This is a genomic window from Gammaproteobacteria bacterium, from assembly GCA_013817245.1.
GTDB lineage: Bacteria > Pseudomonadota > Gammaproteobacteria > HTCC5015 > HTCC5015 > JACDDA01.
Genome location: JACDDA010000002.1, coordinates 182,730 through 197,146 on the forward strand (window position 1 = coordinate 182,730; position 14,417 = coordinate 197,146).

Consider the following 14,417-nt stretch of genomic DNA (forward strand, 5'->3'; position numbering starts at 1 on the left):
GACGATACATGCAGAAAACAGGAAAATTAAAGGGTTTTATCTTTTGATTTGGGTTACTCGCATCCATGAAGAAAATTTTTGAGGCAGTTTACTCGTGCCATTTGTAACCTCGTTGAAATATATAGCTGCTTAAAAACAACAACTACTGCATTTATTCGCTTTTTAACCAAGCACTGGTTAATATCCCGCGTCATTACTCATTACTCATTACTCATTACTCATTACTCATTACTCATTACTCATTACTCATTACTCATTACTCATTACTCATTACTCATTACTCATTACTCATTACTGGTAATTTTTACATTGCCACAAAACACTATAAAACAGGACAGATCATGAAGTTTCCCATTAAGTCATTCGCACTATCAACAGCCGTTGCACTGTGCTGGGCATTACCGACATTATCCGCTCAAGCGGCTGATATTCTTACGGGCTTAGGCGATTTGCCGGGCAACAGTTTTTCTAGTATCGCTTATGGCGTCAGCGCGGATGGTTCCGTGGTGGTGGGCAATGGCTATAGCACTAGCGGTTTTGAGGCATTCCGTTGGACAGAGGCGGGTGGCATGGAGGGCTTAGGCTATTTAACAGGTGGCAGTTATAGTCAAGCCTCCGACGTTAGCGCCAATGGTTCGGTCGTGGTGGGCCAAGGCAATAGTGCTAGCGGCACTGAGGCATACCGTTGGTCCCAGGGCGGTGGCATGGTCGGCTTGAGCGATTTGGCAGGCGGCGTTTTTGAGAGTTCAGCCAGGGGTGTCAACGCCGATGGTTCGGTGGTGGTGGGCTATGGTACTAGCACAGTGGTAAGGAGGCATTCCGTTGGACCCAAGGCAGTGGCATGGTTGGCTTGAGCGATTTGGCAGGCGGTGTTTTTGAGAGTTTCGCCGAAGCGGTCAGTGCGAATGGTTCGGTGGTTGTAGGCTATGGCAGTGGCGTTAGTGGTCAAGAGGCATTCCGCTGGACTCAAGCGGGCGGCATGATCGGCTTAAGCGATTTGCCCGACGGCGGTTTTGGTAGTGCTGCCTACGCTGTCAACGCCGATGGTTCGGTGGTGGTGGGTGAAGGTTATAGCCTTGACGGCCGAGAGGCATTTCGTTGGACGCAGGCGGGTGGCATGGTCGGCTTGGGCGATCTGCCAGGTGGCATTTTTAGTAGTACGGCCTGGGGTGTCAACGCCGATGGTTCCGTGGTCGTAGGTGATAGTGTTACCGCTAACGGAAGTGAGGCCTTCCGCTTGGACCCAAGCGGGGGGCATGCAACGCGTACAAGATTGGTTGGCCGCTGCTGGTGTCAGCGTCGCTGGCTGGACGAAGTTAAATGTTGCCACCGATGTGAATGCGAATGGCAATGTGGTGGTGGGGAGGGGAACCAGTACGAACGGTGACGAAGCCTTCATCGCTCGCGTAGGCCCAGCTACTTCAGGGCTTGTTGGTCTCACCGATCTTAGTAATAGTCTTGCCTCGACCGTCGCAACCCATATGCAGTTCGAAGGGCTTAACGCTCTAACCCTCAACGGCGCGCACCATCGTACTTTAATGGACATCGCCATGACCGATAGCAATAGCGGTTACTGCGGCTGGGCGAGTGGCGATATAGGCATACTCAATCGCACCGATAACGCGCATGGTTGGATGACCTTGGGCGAAGTGGGCGCTTGTCATGATTTCAAGACGCAAAACCTACGTGCCGGTCTCGGCATTGGTCACAGCCAAGCCAGTCAAGACCAAGTTTATGGCGGTAAAAGCAAGATCAATGGTGAGTATGTTTTAGGCGAACTCGATTGGGCGATTCCTCTTTCGACGTCAGACAGCAGCCTTGTCGCCTCAGCATTGGGCATGATCGGTCGCTGGGATGCAGACCTTAGACGTGGCTACTCTTTTGGTGCTGTTCAATCGAACGGCAACACTGATCTGGACGCTTGGTCGCTGCGTGCTCGTCTTGATTGGCGCGATGCGTTTAAGCTCAGTAGCATCAGCTTCACCCCGATCGTTCAATACACCACTACCCAAACCGACGTAGATGGCTACCAAGAAAGCGGTGGCACCGCGCCTGCGCGCTTTGATAGCCAAAGCCACACTGCTAAAGAAAGCCGTGTAGGCTTGACCGGTGCTCACCCCATGAGCGAAGCCACGACGGTGCGCGGTCATGTGGAATGGGTGCATCGCTTTGACGACCAAGGCGCTACGGTCAGTGGTAACGCCAATGTATTGCAAGTCGTTGCCCTTCCCTTCAGCTTCGAAGGCAACGAGATCCGTCAGGATTGGGGTCGTGTTGGTGCTGAAGTTGAGCATCAACTCAGCAAAAGCAGTGTGATTCTTGTATCGGGCAATGTCGCCAGCAAGGGACAAGATGCTGATGCCAGTATTGGCGCGAGCTGGAAGTTGTGGTTCTAAAGACGGAGAGTTTTTAAATACCCGATTTAGAAGAAGACTTTAAAACAAGATTTAAGCAGTGAAAAAACGGTCAGACTTGGGTGCGAACTCAATCTGGCCGTTTTGTTATGAAGGCCTACCTGATGAATCAAGTTGACTGCTTGATTTTCCTGTTTTCTGCTTTTTATGTTTACGCTGCGGGCGCTCCCCACCAAATAACGTTGCCTAACCATTCAAGCTGCGCAGCTTGCGCGCTATTAATTTCAAATTCGCGATAGGCGTGATTATCGGCGGCAATTAATAAATTGCCATTGAGTGCGCGTTGCACGCGACGACAAATAATCTCTTGATTCATGGCTAATATATAAACGCCTTCGTTTTCATAACGACGTTGCGCGGTATTAATTAACAGCAGTGCATGATGATTAAACGTCGGTAACATGCAATCGCCGGGCGCTAACATCAAACGTAAATTTTCCGGAATAACATCAAATTGAGCTAACCAACTGCGACGAAAAGCAAATTCGCCCACTTGTTTAGAGTCGAGCTTGGCCGAAAGCAAGTGATGGGTGAGCGTGGGAATAGTAATGAGATCTGCCGCGAAGGCATAACTGCCGCTAGGATCAGCCACGGTTAATGCGGTTTGGTTGTGATCATGAGGCGTTCCATTAACCAACCATTCGAGTGAAATATGGCCAGCTTTGGCGATCGCAACTAGCGGTTCTACCGTCGGTTTACTTTCGCCGCTGATATAACGATAAAGTTGTGATTCGGAAATGCGGGCTACATCAGCAAGTTGTTTTTTGCCGCCTGTACGCTGCGCAATCCAGTTAATGCGCGCACCTAAGGCATGAAGAAATTCAGAGTTGTCTGTCATCGCGATCCTGCTCAAATTTCGCGTAATTTTTTTATCATGTGCGTGGTGATCAATTTCGTCATCGCACCGACAGTGTTTGCAGCATGCCTGTCGTGCTTTGGTAGATGCAATGTAGTGAATACAAAAATGCACTAAATGAAGGCGTTTTAGTATTTCAATGCGGACGAAATAAAGCAGCCCAATAAAAAAGCCCCAGTGGAGGCTGGGGCTTTAAATAACCGTCCTGGCTATTTTAGGTGATGTTGAGCATCCTATAGCGTCCTGCTAAGCTCGTCCTTGGCTTTTGTTCACGTTCCTTCGTGAACCTTCCTTGAACTTCCATGATTTCGTCCCTGACACAGTCCTTGTGTACGGTCATAGAATGGCACTCTAAGGTAAATAACAATAGCCAATATTGTCTGAATGCTGTGTAGGATAAATCCTACAAACCCTGCTCCAACTTATTGATTTTATTGAAATTCTAATGAAGGATATTTGATGTCACATTTATCATCCCAGCCTGTGACCTTTTATCCGCCAATTGAACCATTTAGTACCGGTCAGTTGCCGGTAGGTGATGGGCATTTATTGTATTTTGAACAAACAGGTAACCCACAAGGCATTCCCGTTTTGTTCTTGCACGGAGGCCCGGGTGCGGCGTGTGCTGCGTGGCAACGACGATTTTTTGATCCGCAGTGTTATCACATTATTTTATTTGATCAGCGGGGTTGTGGGCGTTCTCAGCCGCATGCGGAATTGCAGCACAACAGCACGCAACATCTCGTTAACGATATTGAATTACTGCGTCAACATTTAAGCATTGCGCAATGGTTGGTGTTTGGTGGTTCATGGGGTTCAACCTTGGCCTTGGTTTACGCACAAACGCATCCGGCGGCGGTGTTGGGTTTAATTTTGCGCGGTATATTTTTATGTCGCCCTGCTGATATTGATTGGTTTTATCAGTTTGGCGCGTCGGAAATTTGGCCAGATGAATGGGCGCATTATTTAGCGCCGATTCCAGTGTTAGAGCGTCAGCAAATGGTGGCCGCTTATTATCAGCGATTAATTAGTGATGATGCGGTGATTAAACTAAACGCGGCAAAAGCATGGTCGCGCTGGGAAGCGGCAACGGCGCGGTTGCAGCAAGATCCACAGTTGTTGAATAACATGACGGCGGATGCCGCCGCCTTAGCGATGGCGCGTATTGAATGTCATTATTTTATGCAGCAAAGTTTTTTACGGCCGAATCAAATCATCGAAGACATCGCTAACATTCGCCATATTCCCAGTGTGATTGTGCATGGCCGTTATGATGTGATTTGTCCGCTGCGCCAAGCGTGGGATTTGCATTGTGCTTGGCCCGAAGCGTATTTCCAGATTATTAATACGGCCGGACATTCAGCGATGGAAGTGGATATTACGCAGGCTTTAATTTTAGCTACGCAACAATTTGCGCGCACCTCAACATTCGTATGATTATTTTATTGCAACGTGTGAGCCAAGCCGCGGTGGTGGTGGAAGAACAAATCATCGGTCAGATCGGCGCGGGTTTATTGTTGTTATTGGCGGTAGAACCACATGACGGCATCAATGAAGTCGTAAAACTGGCAGAGCGCGTGCTGAATTATCGCGTGTTTGCCGATGACGCCGACAAAATGAATTTAAGTGCCCGCGATGTGCAAGCGGAGTTACTAGTGGTGTCGCAATTCACCTTGGCCGCTGATACGCGCAAAGGTTTGCGACCGAGTTTTGCGCAGGCCGCTGCGCCTGAGCAAGGTTTATATTACTACGAGGCGTTTGTGACTGAATTACAGCGCAGTGGTTTGCGCGTGGCCACCGGCCAATTCGGGGCTAATATGCAAGTGAGTTTGATTAATGATGGGCCTGTGACTTTTCGGCTGCAGGTTTAGCGTCGCGGCCGGCGCGGCGCTGGTGTATCCTATGCGGCCTTATCGAATACGCATTACGGCGGAGAAATCGCATGTCAGCACGGCGCGCAAGTGTCAGTCGGAATACCCGCGAAACCCAGATAACGGCTGCTATTAATATTGATGGCACCGGCGTTTCGCAATTTAATACTGGCTTGCCTTTTTTTGATCACATGCTCGATCAAGTTGCACGTCACGGCATGATTGATTTACACATTGAAGCCAAAGGTGATCTTGAAATTGATGCGCATCACACCGTCGAAGATGTCGGCATCGTGCTTGGACAAGCCTTTAATCAAGCGTTGGGCGATAAAAAAGGTTTGCGTCGTTATGGTCATGCGTATGTACCATTAGATGAAGCGTTGTCGCGAGTCGTGATCGATTTTTCTGGTCGGCCGGGTTTGGAATATCGCGTTAATTATCCGCGTTCGCATGTGGGTGAATTTGATTTGGATTTATTACACGAATTTTTTCAAGGTTTTGTAAATCATGCGATGGTGACTTTGCACATTGATAATTTACAAGGCAAAAATGCGCATCACATTGCTGAAACAATTTTTAAAGCGTTTGGTCGTGCGCTGCGCGCTGCTGCAGAACTTGATCCCCGCATGACGGGCATCATGCCGTCTACTAAAGGCAGTTTGTAAATCGGTATTATAAAGTCGCATGATTCGCTTAGTAGTTGTTGATTATGGAATGGGTAATTTGCGTTCGGTGGCAAAAGCCATTGCGCATGTTGCGCCTAATGACATGCGCGTTGAAATTAGCGCCGATGCAAAAATTATTGCACGCGCTGATCGCGTTGTGTTTCCAGGTCAAGGTGCGGCGCGTGCATGTATGGACGCGTTGCGTGAAAATGATTTGATTGATACGTTAAAAAATGTTGCCGCTCAAAAACCTTTCTTAGGTATTTGCATGGGCTTACAAGTGTTGTTAAGTCGCAGCCAAGAAAATGCCGGTGTGGAATGTTTAAATTGGATTGCGGGCGAAGCGCAACATTTCTCAAACAGTTTAGCGTCAGCGTGGCCAACGGAATTAAAAATTCCTCATATGGGTTGGAATCAAGTCGTGCAATTACATGCGCATCCTTTATGGCAAGGCATTGCGAATCACGAACGTTTTTATTTTGTGCATAGTTATCATGTAGTGCCGAATGACAAACGTTGGATTGCAGCTGAAACACCTTATGGTTTGTCGTTTGCTAGCGTGTTGGCGCGCGACAATTTATTTGCTATGCAATGTCATCCAGAAAAAAGTGGCGCCGTTGGTTTGCAATTGCTGCATAATTTTTGTCGGTGGGATGGCGCCGCGTGAGTCGCTGTTAATAAATTTAGGTTTAACTTTTCACTAAAGGTTTTGCATCGTGTTAATTATTCCTGCAATTGATTTAAAAGAAGGTCGTTGTGTGCGTCTGCGTCAAGGCCGCATGGAAGACAGCACGGTATTTTCAGAAGATCCGGTGAAAGTAGCTGCGCAATGGATGGAAGCGGGTACGCAACGTTTGCACATTGTTGATTTAGACGGTGCGTTTGCGGGTAAGCCGCGTAATGCGGCGGTGATTAATGCCATCATTAAAGCGTTTCCGAATTTAGATATTCAAGTCGGCGGTGGTATTCGTGATGAAGACACTATTCAACAATATTTAGATGCAGGTGTGCGCTGGGTCATCATCGGCACTAAAGCCGTCAGTGAGCCGCATTTTGTGAGTGATGTGTGTTTAGCATTTCCAGGTCATATTATTGTTGGTCTTGATGCCAAAGATGGCAAAGTAGCGATCGATGGTTGGAGCAAATTATCTCATCATGATGTGATTGATATAGCACAACATTTTGAACGCGATGGCGTAGAAGCCATTATTTACACAGACATTGCACGCGATGGCATGTTAAACGGCGTCAATATAGATGCTACGGTTGCATTAGCGCGTGCAGTGAAAATCCCCGTCATTGCTTCCGGCGGCGTGACTAATATTGATGACATTCGCAAACTCGTTGCGGTGCAAGACGAAGGTGTCGCGGGTGTTGTAATCGGACGCGCGTTGTATGAAGGTGGTGTTGATTTAAAAGAAGCCTTAGCACTGGCTGCAAAAAAGTAATTATTAGATTAGTAAACACAGATGCCACTCGCCAAACGAATTATTCCTTGTTTAGATGTTGATAAAGGTCGCGTTGTTAAAGGCGTGAACTTTGTCGATATTCGTGATGCCGGTGATCCGGTTGAAATTGCCAAACGTTATAACGCGGAAGGCGCGGATGAAATTACTTTTTTAGATATCACCGCCAGCAGCGATGATCGACAAACAATGGTTCATGTGGTTGAACAAGTTGCAGAACAAGTATTTATTCCGTTGACAGTGGGCGGCGGTATTCGCACTTTTGAAGATGTGCGTCGCATGTTAAATGCAGGTGCTGACAAAGTAGGCATTAATACCGCTGCCGTTAGCAATCCTGAATTTGTTAAAGCAGCGGCTGATCGCGTCGGCAATCAATGCATCGTGGTTGCGATTGACGCAAAACGAGTCAGTCATCCGGGCGAAGCATTACGCTGGGAAGTATTTACGCATGGCGGTCGTCGGGGCACGGGTTTAGATGTGGTCGAATGGGCAGCGCGCATGGCCGCCTATGGCGCGGGTGAAATTTTGCTGACGAGTATGGATCGTGACGGCACTAAATCCGGTTTTGATTTGGAATTAACCCGTGCGGTGGTAGACGCAGTGCCGGTGCCGGTTATCGCTTCTGGTGGCGTAGGAAATTTGCGGCATTTAGTGGATGGCGTAAAAATAGGCCATGCCGAAGCCGTTTTAGCGGCCAGTATTTTCCACTTCGGTGAATACACGCTGGCACAAGCCAAACATGCGATGGCGTGTGCGGGTATTGAAGTGCGGATCTAACACGGTAGGCAGATTGAAAAGAGGCTTGTGTTACACTAGCCGCCCCAATGGGACATCGTAATGACTACGACTTCGACAAATTCCTCCGATACTTTGCAAGCGTTGATGGCTGTGATTAATGAGCGTCGTCAAGCCGATCCTGCGCATTCTTATGTGGCTAGTTTGCTGCAAGATAATGAAGATAAAGTGTTAAAGAAAATTGGTGAAGAAGCGGTTGAAGTAGTGTTGGCCGCTAAAAGCACGGATGTCAGCGCAATTATTCACGAAACAGCGGATTTATGGTTTCACACCTTGGTATTGTTGGCGCGCCATGATTTAGCGGCAACGGATGTATTAACAGAACTGCGACGTCGTTTTGGCGTCTCAGGACATGAAGAAAAGCGCAACCGTAAATAACGGTAATTAACGAAGTAATGAGTGGAGACATTTATGTTCAGTCATATGGGTTTTGGTTCTGTGTTGCTGATTTTAGTGATTGTGTTGTTGTTATTCGGGACCAGTCGTTTGCGCAATATGGGTGGTGATTTAGGTAGCGCCATCAGCAATTTTAAGAAAGCGATGCGCGATGAAGATGGCCAGAAAGCAGCAGACAAGAAACAGGTCGAGCAAAAGTCTGACGCGGACTAATCAAGGTGTTTGAAATAGGTTTTTGGGAATTAGTGTTAGTAGGCATCGTCGCTTTATTAGCAGTAGGTCCTGAACGTTTACCGGAGCTGGCTTATAACGCGGGTCGTTCTTGGCGTAAATTGCAGCGCATGATAAGCAATGTGCGCTTTAATATAGAAAACGAATTACATGAACACGAATTACATCAGTTATTAAAAAGTCAGGAACAAGAAATTGAACAACTACGTTCCTTAATGCAAGACACCGCTTCTGCGGTGCATCAACATATGACCTCACTACCTAAAACCATGGAACCTGATATAGCGCAATTAATTGCGCCGATTGTTCCTGCGGCAGTTGTAACGGTTGTTACTGGATCTACTTCGGAATCTACTTCGGCTGAAAAAACGCATGAGCCAAAATCCTGAGCAGGATAAATCGTTCGGACAAAATTTCATGTCGCATCTTATTGAGTTGCGGCAACGATTAGTTCGTATCTTAATTGTGCTGGCGGTAATTTTGGCGTGCTTGTTACCTTTTTCAAATCCGCTTTATACACGACTGGCCGCACCGCTTACTAAACTGTTGCCAGTAGGCAGCACTATGATTGCAGTAGATGTGTCTGCGCCCTTTATGATTCCCTTTAAGCTCGTTACTTTGTTAGCGGTCTTTTTGGCGATTCCGTATTTATTATATGAGATTTGGGGATTTGTTGCGCCAGGTTTATATCGACATGAAAAAAGTTTAGTGGTGCCGATTCTGACATCTGCAACCATACTTTTTTATGCCGGTGTTGCGTTTGCTTATTTTGTGGTTTTCCCTTTGCTGTTTAGTTTCATCGTGAGCATGACGCCAGAGGGCGTGTCGATGATGACAGACATGAGTAGTTATTTAGATTTTGTAATGGCGATGTTTTTAGCGTTCGGAGTGATTTTTGAAGTGCCCATTGTGATTATTGTATTGGTTTCATTGGGTATTGTGAGCATCCAAAAATTAGTGGCAGTACGCCGTTATTTTATTGTGTTCGCGTTTATTATCGGCATGTTACTGACGCCGCCGGATGTAATATCACAAACTTTATTGGCGGTGCCGATGTGCATTTTATTTGAAGTCGGTGTGTTATGCGCGCGCGTGATAGAAAAACGGAAAATTAAAATCAAAACCGATCAAGCGTTAGATGTTCATTAAACAAATTAAATAATTTGTATCATTAAAAATAAAGGAGAACGGTCATTTATAAATTAGTGTTGATTCGCCACGGCGAAAGCCTCTGGAATAAAGAGAATCGTTTCACCGGTTGGCATGATGTTGATTTGACTGATAAAGGCATTGCCGAAGCGCGCCGCGCAGGACAATTGTTGAAAGCCGAAGGCTTCGTTTTTGATATGGCGTTTAGCTCCGTGTTGAAACGCGCCATGCGCACTTTATGGACCGCGCTTGATGAAATGGATCAATTGTATGTGCCGGTTGCACGTCATTGGCGTTTAAATGAACGTCACTACGGCGCTTTGCAAGGTTTGAATAAAGCCGAAACCGCCGCCAAACATGGTGAAGAACAAGTATTAGTGTGGCGCCGCAGTTTTGATATTCCACCGCCTGCCTTAGCAATTAATGATCAGCGTTATCCTGGTTTTGATCCGCGTTATGCCAGCATGGATAAAAATGCATTGCCCTTAACAGAAAGTCTTAAAGACACCATCGCACGAGTTTTGCCGTATTGGCATGATGCGGTAGTGCCACGTATACGTGAAGGCAAACAAATTATTATCGCAGCGCATGGCAACAGCTTGCGTGCGTTAGTAATGTATTTAGATCAGTTGTCAGAAGAACAGGTATTAAATTTAAATATTCCTACTGGCATGCCCTTGCTGTATGAATTAGATGCTGATTTGCGACCTTTGACGAGAAATTATTTAGGTGACGCCGACGAAGTAAAGCGCATGATGGATGCCGTTGCTAATCAAGGTAAAGCAAAATAACTATTTAGTTCGGTTGAAAGCATAAAAAACCCGCCAAGCAGCGGGTTTTTTATTAGTGAATTTTTTGATTTTTAACCATGTTTTGCATATTGCTAATGCCATTGCCAATGCGATCGAGTGCTGACTCTAAACGCTTGAACGTCTCTGGCACGCGTTCTTGAATATAACTTAGATTGCTATTGCCGTGGACTTGGTCTAGTTGAGCTAACAAAGCTTGCTTGGCCGCATTTTCTGGGATATTACGCACGGCATTTTGCAAATTCGTGGTTAAGTTAATAATTTCGCCGAACGCATTTTTTAATAAGCGCGAGCTATCTTGTAAGTCTTGAATGGGAACGCCTAATTCATTATCTAACGTGCCTACGAAAATTAATATTTTTTCTAGCTGAGATTTAAGTTCACCTAATTCTTGATGATCTTGCGAGCTACTGGTTGGATTGTTGCTGGTTTGTTGGCGAACGATAGCATCTAAGTCCATCAAACGTTGCTCTAAGCGAGTAAGCGTGCATTTTTGACACATCGCATGCGCCATTTGAATAATCTCAACATTATCAAAAGGTTTCTTTAAAATTAATAATTTGTCGCTACTGCCTAAACGTTGAGAAATTTCTGACCAGGAATGATCGGAATACGCGGAACATATTACTATTTGTAACTCTGGATCAGCCTGCCAAATATGTTCAATGGTTTCAATACCATCCCAGCCCGGTGGCATGCGCATATCCACAAAGGCTAAAGAATAAGGCAAGCCTGTAGCGATAGCTTTTTTAACTAATTCGAAACCTTCTTGGCCTTGATAAGCAGAATCAATATCAAAATTATCAATTTGCCCATGGGTGTTACTCACACCAAATAATTCGGTTTCTAGAGAACCTAAAGCTGCGATATTAATGTCGGGCACGAGGATTTTTTTATAATCTTCATGAATAGCGCGATTGTCATCAATGACAATAATGCGGTGTTTCTTTTTCGTTTCCCGTGTCATGCCGCCACGTCCTTGTTTGAGTTGCTTGGTGATTTGTCAACAATAGATAAGGGTAGTTCTATTACGAAACAAGTGCCTTGGCCTTCGCCGGGGCTATTAAAATATAATTTCCCACCCATGGCTTTAATCGTATTTGCACAAGTATGCAAACCAAAACCGTGGCCATCACGTTTAGTGGTAAAACCAAATTCAAAAATTTTACTTTGGATGTCAGGAGGAATACCGCAGCCATTATCCGCTACTTCTACAACCACGCAGTTTTCATTTAATTTTGTGCGCAAGTAAATGTGTTTGTCTTGCTTGTCGATGCCGTCCATAGAATGTTTGGCATTACTGATTAAATTTCCAATGATTTGCATAATATTGTGTTTGTCGAGATTTATATTAGGTATTTCGGCATATTCTTTTATGACGCTGATTCGATGATGCTCAAGCTTTGGCGCATTCATTTCTAATGCATCATCAACTAATTCATTAATATTAATTTCTTCATTGACGGCGGCCATGCGCGCATAAGATTGTTGGCGATTGACTATATTTTTAATGTGATCAACATTGTGAACGACGGCGGCTAATTCCTCGTCGATAGATTTTTTCTGATCACCAAGATGTTCGCCTAATGCAATTAAATAAGGCAATAACTTTTGGCCTTTAGGGTCATCATTAAGAAAATGCGCCAATTCATTTTTATGAGCTTGCAAAAGATCCGTGGCTCTAACTAAACCATCTACATTTAAGCTACGAGCTTTGTCAGACGCAATGGTTGCGGCAACAGTCACGCTGTTCAACACATTACCTACATTATGCAGCACTCCCGACGCAACTTCTGCCATGCCAGCAAAACGCGAGGCTTGTAATAATTGCGTGTGTAAACGTTCTTTTTCACGGCCCGCCCAATGACGTTCAAATACGCGACCTAATAAAACTCCGGCTTTAGTGACCGCGTCTAACATATTGCGATCAACATCGCCTTCTTGATGAAAGAAAAATTCTAAGATAGCGACCACGCGATCACCGGCTAACACAGGGAATGCCAGCATATAATTTAAATTTGCGCCGGCAAGCGCTTGTTGACGTTCACAACCCTGTGCATCAATTTTTCCATAAACAGGCATGCCACCATCGTAGATTTTGCCAATTAACCCTTCGCCAGGGTGCATGCGGGTGGATTCAGATAATTGAACAAATGCGTTTAATGCGTCGCCGAATTGGTTTTGCCAGATTCGCGCAGAGTCTATATGGGTTTCTGTTTCACTTTGCGTGACGATAAAAGCGTGTCCTACTGGCCAACTACCATACACACAAATCTTTTTGATAGCGCTACGCAACGCGCGAGTCGGATCGGGGCTGTCATTAGCGGCTGAGGCAATGTCATTAATCAGCGCCATGGTTCTAATTTGCTGAGCGCGTTGATTAACTTCGCTGTATAAACGATTGTTGATTAATTCTAATTCTTCGGTACGTTCAATTACGCGATTTTCTAATGATGCGAGCACTTGTTGTAGTTCGGCTTTTTTTAATGCGCTTTGATGTAAGGCCGCAGTAACAAAATAGGCAATTAGCATGCTAGGTACGCTGAAGACTTGTGCGCTGACAATGCCTTCTTGTAAGGTGATTGCTTGTGCTGCGATCGGACCTAAGGCCCATGTGGTTGTAGATACCATGATTACGCTTTCTAGCATATTAATAAAAAATACTTCGCGTGCTTTAAAACGAGCAATGGCCCATGCGAGCGCGATTAACATACCTACTGGAGGTTGAAACGGGGTTGATTTATCAATGTGCGCGCCGAATAAAAAAACGCCGTATACCAAAACAAAAATAACAAGCGCACCGTATTCGATCTTTTGGCGATGCGTCATGGTAGTCTTCATCGGTCCGGTGACTGCAATAATCGAAGACGCAATAACTAAGATGCTAGTGAAATCTGCAAAGAACCAAATTAAGATCGAGGTGCTTAATTTATCCGCTCCAACACCTCCTGGCATGGAAGCAGATAATAAAAGATTAATAGCCACAGACACCAAACTAACTAAGCCGGTGGCAGCAGTAAAAATAATAATATCGCGGGCTTTGTCCCAGATAACATTTGAAGAACAAAAACGTCGAATAATATAAATAGCAATAAAACATTTAAGCACGCTAATGCTGCCAATGATCATGGCAACGCCAACGCTGGCTAATACACCGTGTCCCTCTACACCATGCATCGCTAAACTAATGGCGGCGATCCCGCAAAACACCCCCGGTAAGACGCGATAGCCCCATAAATAAACCAAGGCAATTTCTAGTCCTGCGGGTAACCACAGTGCAACCGCGATATCGCTGACCTTGAGGAAGGTTAGGCTAATAAATGCCATGCCAAAACTGCCAATCGCAACCAAAATGTTACGTTGCAGCAGTGTTAAGTTGGCCATCTGGTGGTTTGTTAAACATGTAATTAACACTTTGAAACATCCATTGTTGTGTTAGCTGTACAATCAGCGGCCATTCCGTAGCAAACTTTAAGCACTGCAGGGTGCTTATGGCGAAGATAATGACCGTCTTATAGCCATCGGCATGGTGGCATAGGTCTTTAGCGGCGTGTTTGCGCTTAAAAGGCGTGGGATGGAATGAAATTGAATAGCGATTATTTATAAGATTTCGCCGGTCTTGCAAAAAGATAGAAAATTGCAGTTTTATGCATTATTCTAGTTCTAATATTTAACCCATAAGAGGATCTGGCGATGAGTAAAGGCAAAGACGTTAAGAAAGAAAAAGACAAGAAAGAACCAAAGTTAAGCTTGAAAGAAAAACGC

At 45.5% G+C, this 14,417-nt stretch carries 14 protein-coding genes and 1 pseudogene; 12 read left to right on the forward strand and 3 right to left on the reverse strand.

All coding sequences use genetic code 11. From position 1 onward, the window contains the following. The first annotated feature begins 341 nt into the window (after window positions 1-341). Window positions 342-1,387: pseudogene (locus H0W44_03700) on the forward strand (PEP-CTERM sorting domain-containing protein). A 1,178-nt stretch (window positions 1,388-2,565) separates the two neighbouring features. Here H0W44_03700 and H0W44_03705 read toward each other — a convergent pair. Further along, window positions 2,566-3,252 (reverse strand): LexA family transcriptional regulator, encoded by a 687-nt coding sequence (locus tag H0W44_03705; GenBank protein MBA3581539.1) that lies wholly within the window; start codon window positions 3,250-3,252, stop codon window positions 2,566-2,568. Window positions 3,253-3,729: 477 nt separating this feature from the next. On the opposite strand from H0W44_03705, the gene pip reads away from it, so the two are divergent. The 11 genes from pip (at window position 3,730) to gpmA (ending at window position 10,634) form a co-directional block, all read left to right on the forward strand. Further along, window positions 3,730-4,707: a prolyl aminopeptidase gene (gene pip / locus H0W44_03710; GenBank protein ID MBA3581540.1), complete on the forward strand. Its 978-nt coding sequence runs from the start codon at window positions 3,730-3,732 to the stop codon at window positions 4,705-4,707. After that, window positions 4,704-5,141 (forward strand): D-tyrosyl-tRNA(Tyr) deacylase, encoded by a 438-nt coding sequence (locus tag H0W44_03715; GenBank protein MBA3581541.1) that lies wholly within the window; start codon window positions 4,704-4,706, stop codon window positions 5,139-5,141. The genes pip and H0W44_03715 overlap by 4 nt, the downstream gene beginning before the upstream one ends. 71 nt (window positions 5,142-5,212) lie before the next feature. Then, entirely contained in the window at window positions 5,213-5,806 is a 594-nt protein-coding gene (hisB, locus tag H0W44_03720) for an imidazoleglycerol-phosphate dehydratase HisB (GenBank protein ID MBA3581542.1), read from the forward strand. Between the two features lie 19 nt (window positions 5,807-5,825). Then, entirely contained in the window at window positions 5,826-6,473 is a 648-nt protein-coding gene (gene hisH, locus H0W44_03725; protein ID MBA3581543.1) for an imidazole glycerol phosphate synthase subunit HisH, read from the forward strand. A 49-nt stretch (window positions 6,474-6,522) separates the two neighbouring features. Further along, window positions 6,523-7,254: a 1-(5-phosphoribosyl)-5-[(5-phosphoribosylamino)methylideneamino]imidazole-4-carboxamide isomerase gene (gene hisA / locus H0W44_03730; GenBank protein MBA3581544.1), complete on the forward strand. Its 732-nt coding sequence runs from the start codon at window positions 6,523-6,525 to the stop codon at window positions 7,252-7,254. A 21-nt stretch (window positions 7,255-7,275) separates the two neighbouring features. Continuing rightward, window positions 7,276-8,049 (forward strand): imidazole glycerol phosphate synthase subunit HisF, encoded by a 774-nt coding sequence (gene hisF, locus H0W44_03735; GenBank protein ID MBA3581545.1) that lies wholly within the window; start codon window positions 7,276-7,278, stop codon window positions 8,047-8,049. Window positions 8,050-8,109: 60 nt separating this feature from the next. After that, window positions 8,110-8,445: a phosphoribosyl-ATP diphosphatase gene (locus H0W44_03740; protein ID MBA3581546.1), complete on the forward strand. Its 336-nt coding sequence runs from the start codon at window positions 8,110-8,112 to the stop codon at window positions 8,443-8,445. A 45-nt stretch (window positions 8,446-8,490) separates the two neighbouring features. Beyond that, window positions 8,491-8,676, forward strand: coding sequence for a twin-arginine translocase TatA/TatE family subunit (gene tatA / locus H0W44_03745; protein MBA3581547.1), 186 nt, complete (start codon window positions 8,491-8,493; stop codon window positions 8,674-8,676). Window positions 8,677-8,681: 5 nt separating this feature from the next. Continuing rightward, entirely contained in the window at window positions 8,682-9,083 is a 402-nt protein-coding gene (tatB, locus tag H0W44_03750; protein MBA3581548.1) for a twin-arginine translocase subunit TatB, read from the forward strand. A 28-nt stretch (window positions 9,084-9,111) separates the two neighbouring features. Further along, window positions 9,112-9,843 carry a twin-arginine translocase subunit TatC gene (tatC, locus tag H0W44_03755; GenBank protein ID MBA3581549.1) on the forward strand — a complete coding sequence of 244 codons (732 nt, stop codon included), beginning with the start codon at window positions 9,112-9,114 and terminating at the stop codon, window positions 9,841-9,843. 44 nt (window positions 9,844-9,887) lie between these two features. After that, the gene (gene gpmA / locus H0W44_03760) at window positions 9,888-10,634 is read left to right on the forward strand and encodes a 2,3-diphosphoglycerate-dependent phosphoglycerate mutase (protein ID MBA3581550.1); all 747 of its coding nucleotides are present in this window, start codon (window positions 9,888-9,890) and stop codon (window positions 10,632-10,634) included. A 52-nt stretch (window positions 10,635-10,686) separates the two neighbouring features. On the opposite strand, the gene H0W44_03765 is transcribed toward gpmA, so the two are convergent. Both H0W44_03765 and H0W44_03770 read right to left on the reverse strand, forming a co-directional pair. Next, complete coding sequence (locus H0W44_03765; protein ID MBA3581551.1) at window positions 10,687-11,619, reverse strand: response regulator; 933 nt, start codon at window positions 11,617-11,619, stop codon at window positions 10,687-10,689. After that, entirely contained in the window at window positions 11,616-14,036 is a 2,421-nt protein-coding gene (locus H0W44_03770) for an MASE1 domain-containing protein (protein MBA3581552.1), read from the reverse strand. The genes H0W44_03765 and H0W44_03770 overlap by 4 nt, the downstream gene beginning before the upstream one ends. Between the last annotated feature and the right edge of the window lie 381 nt (window positions 14,037-14,417).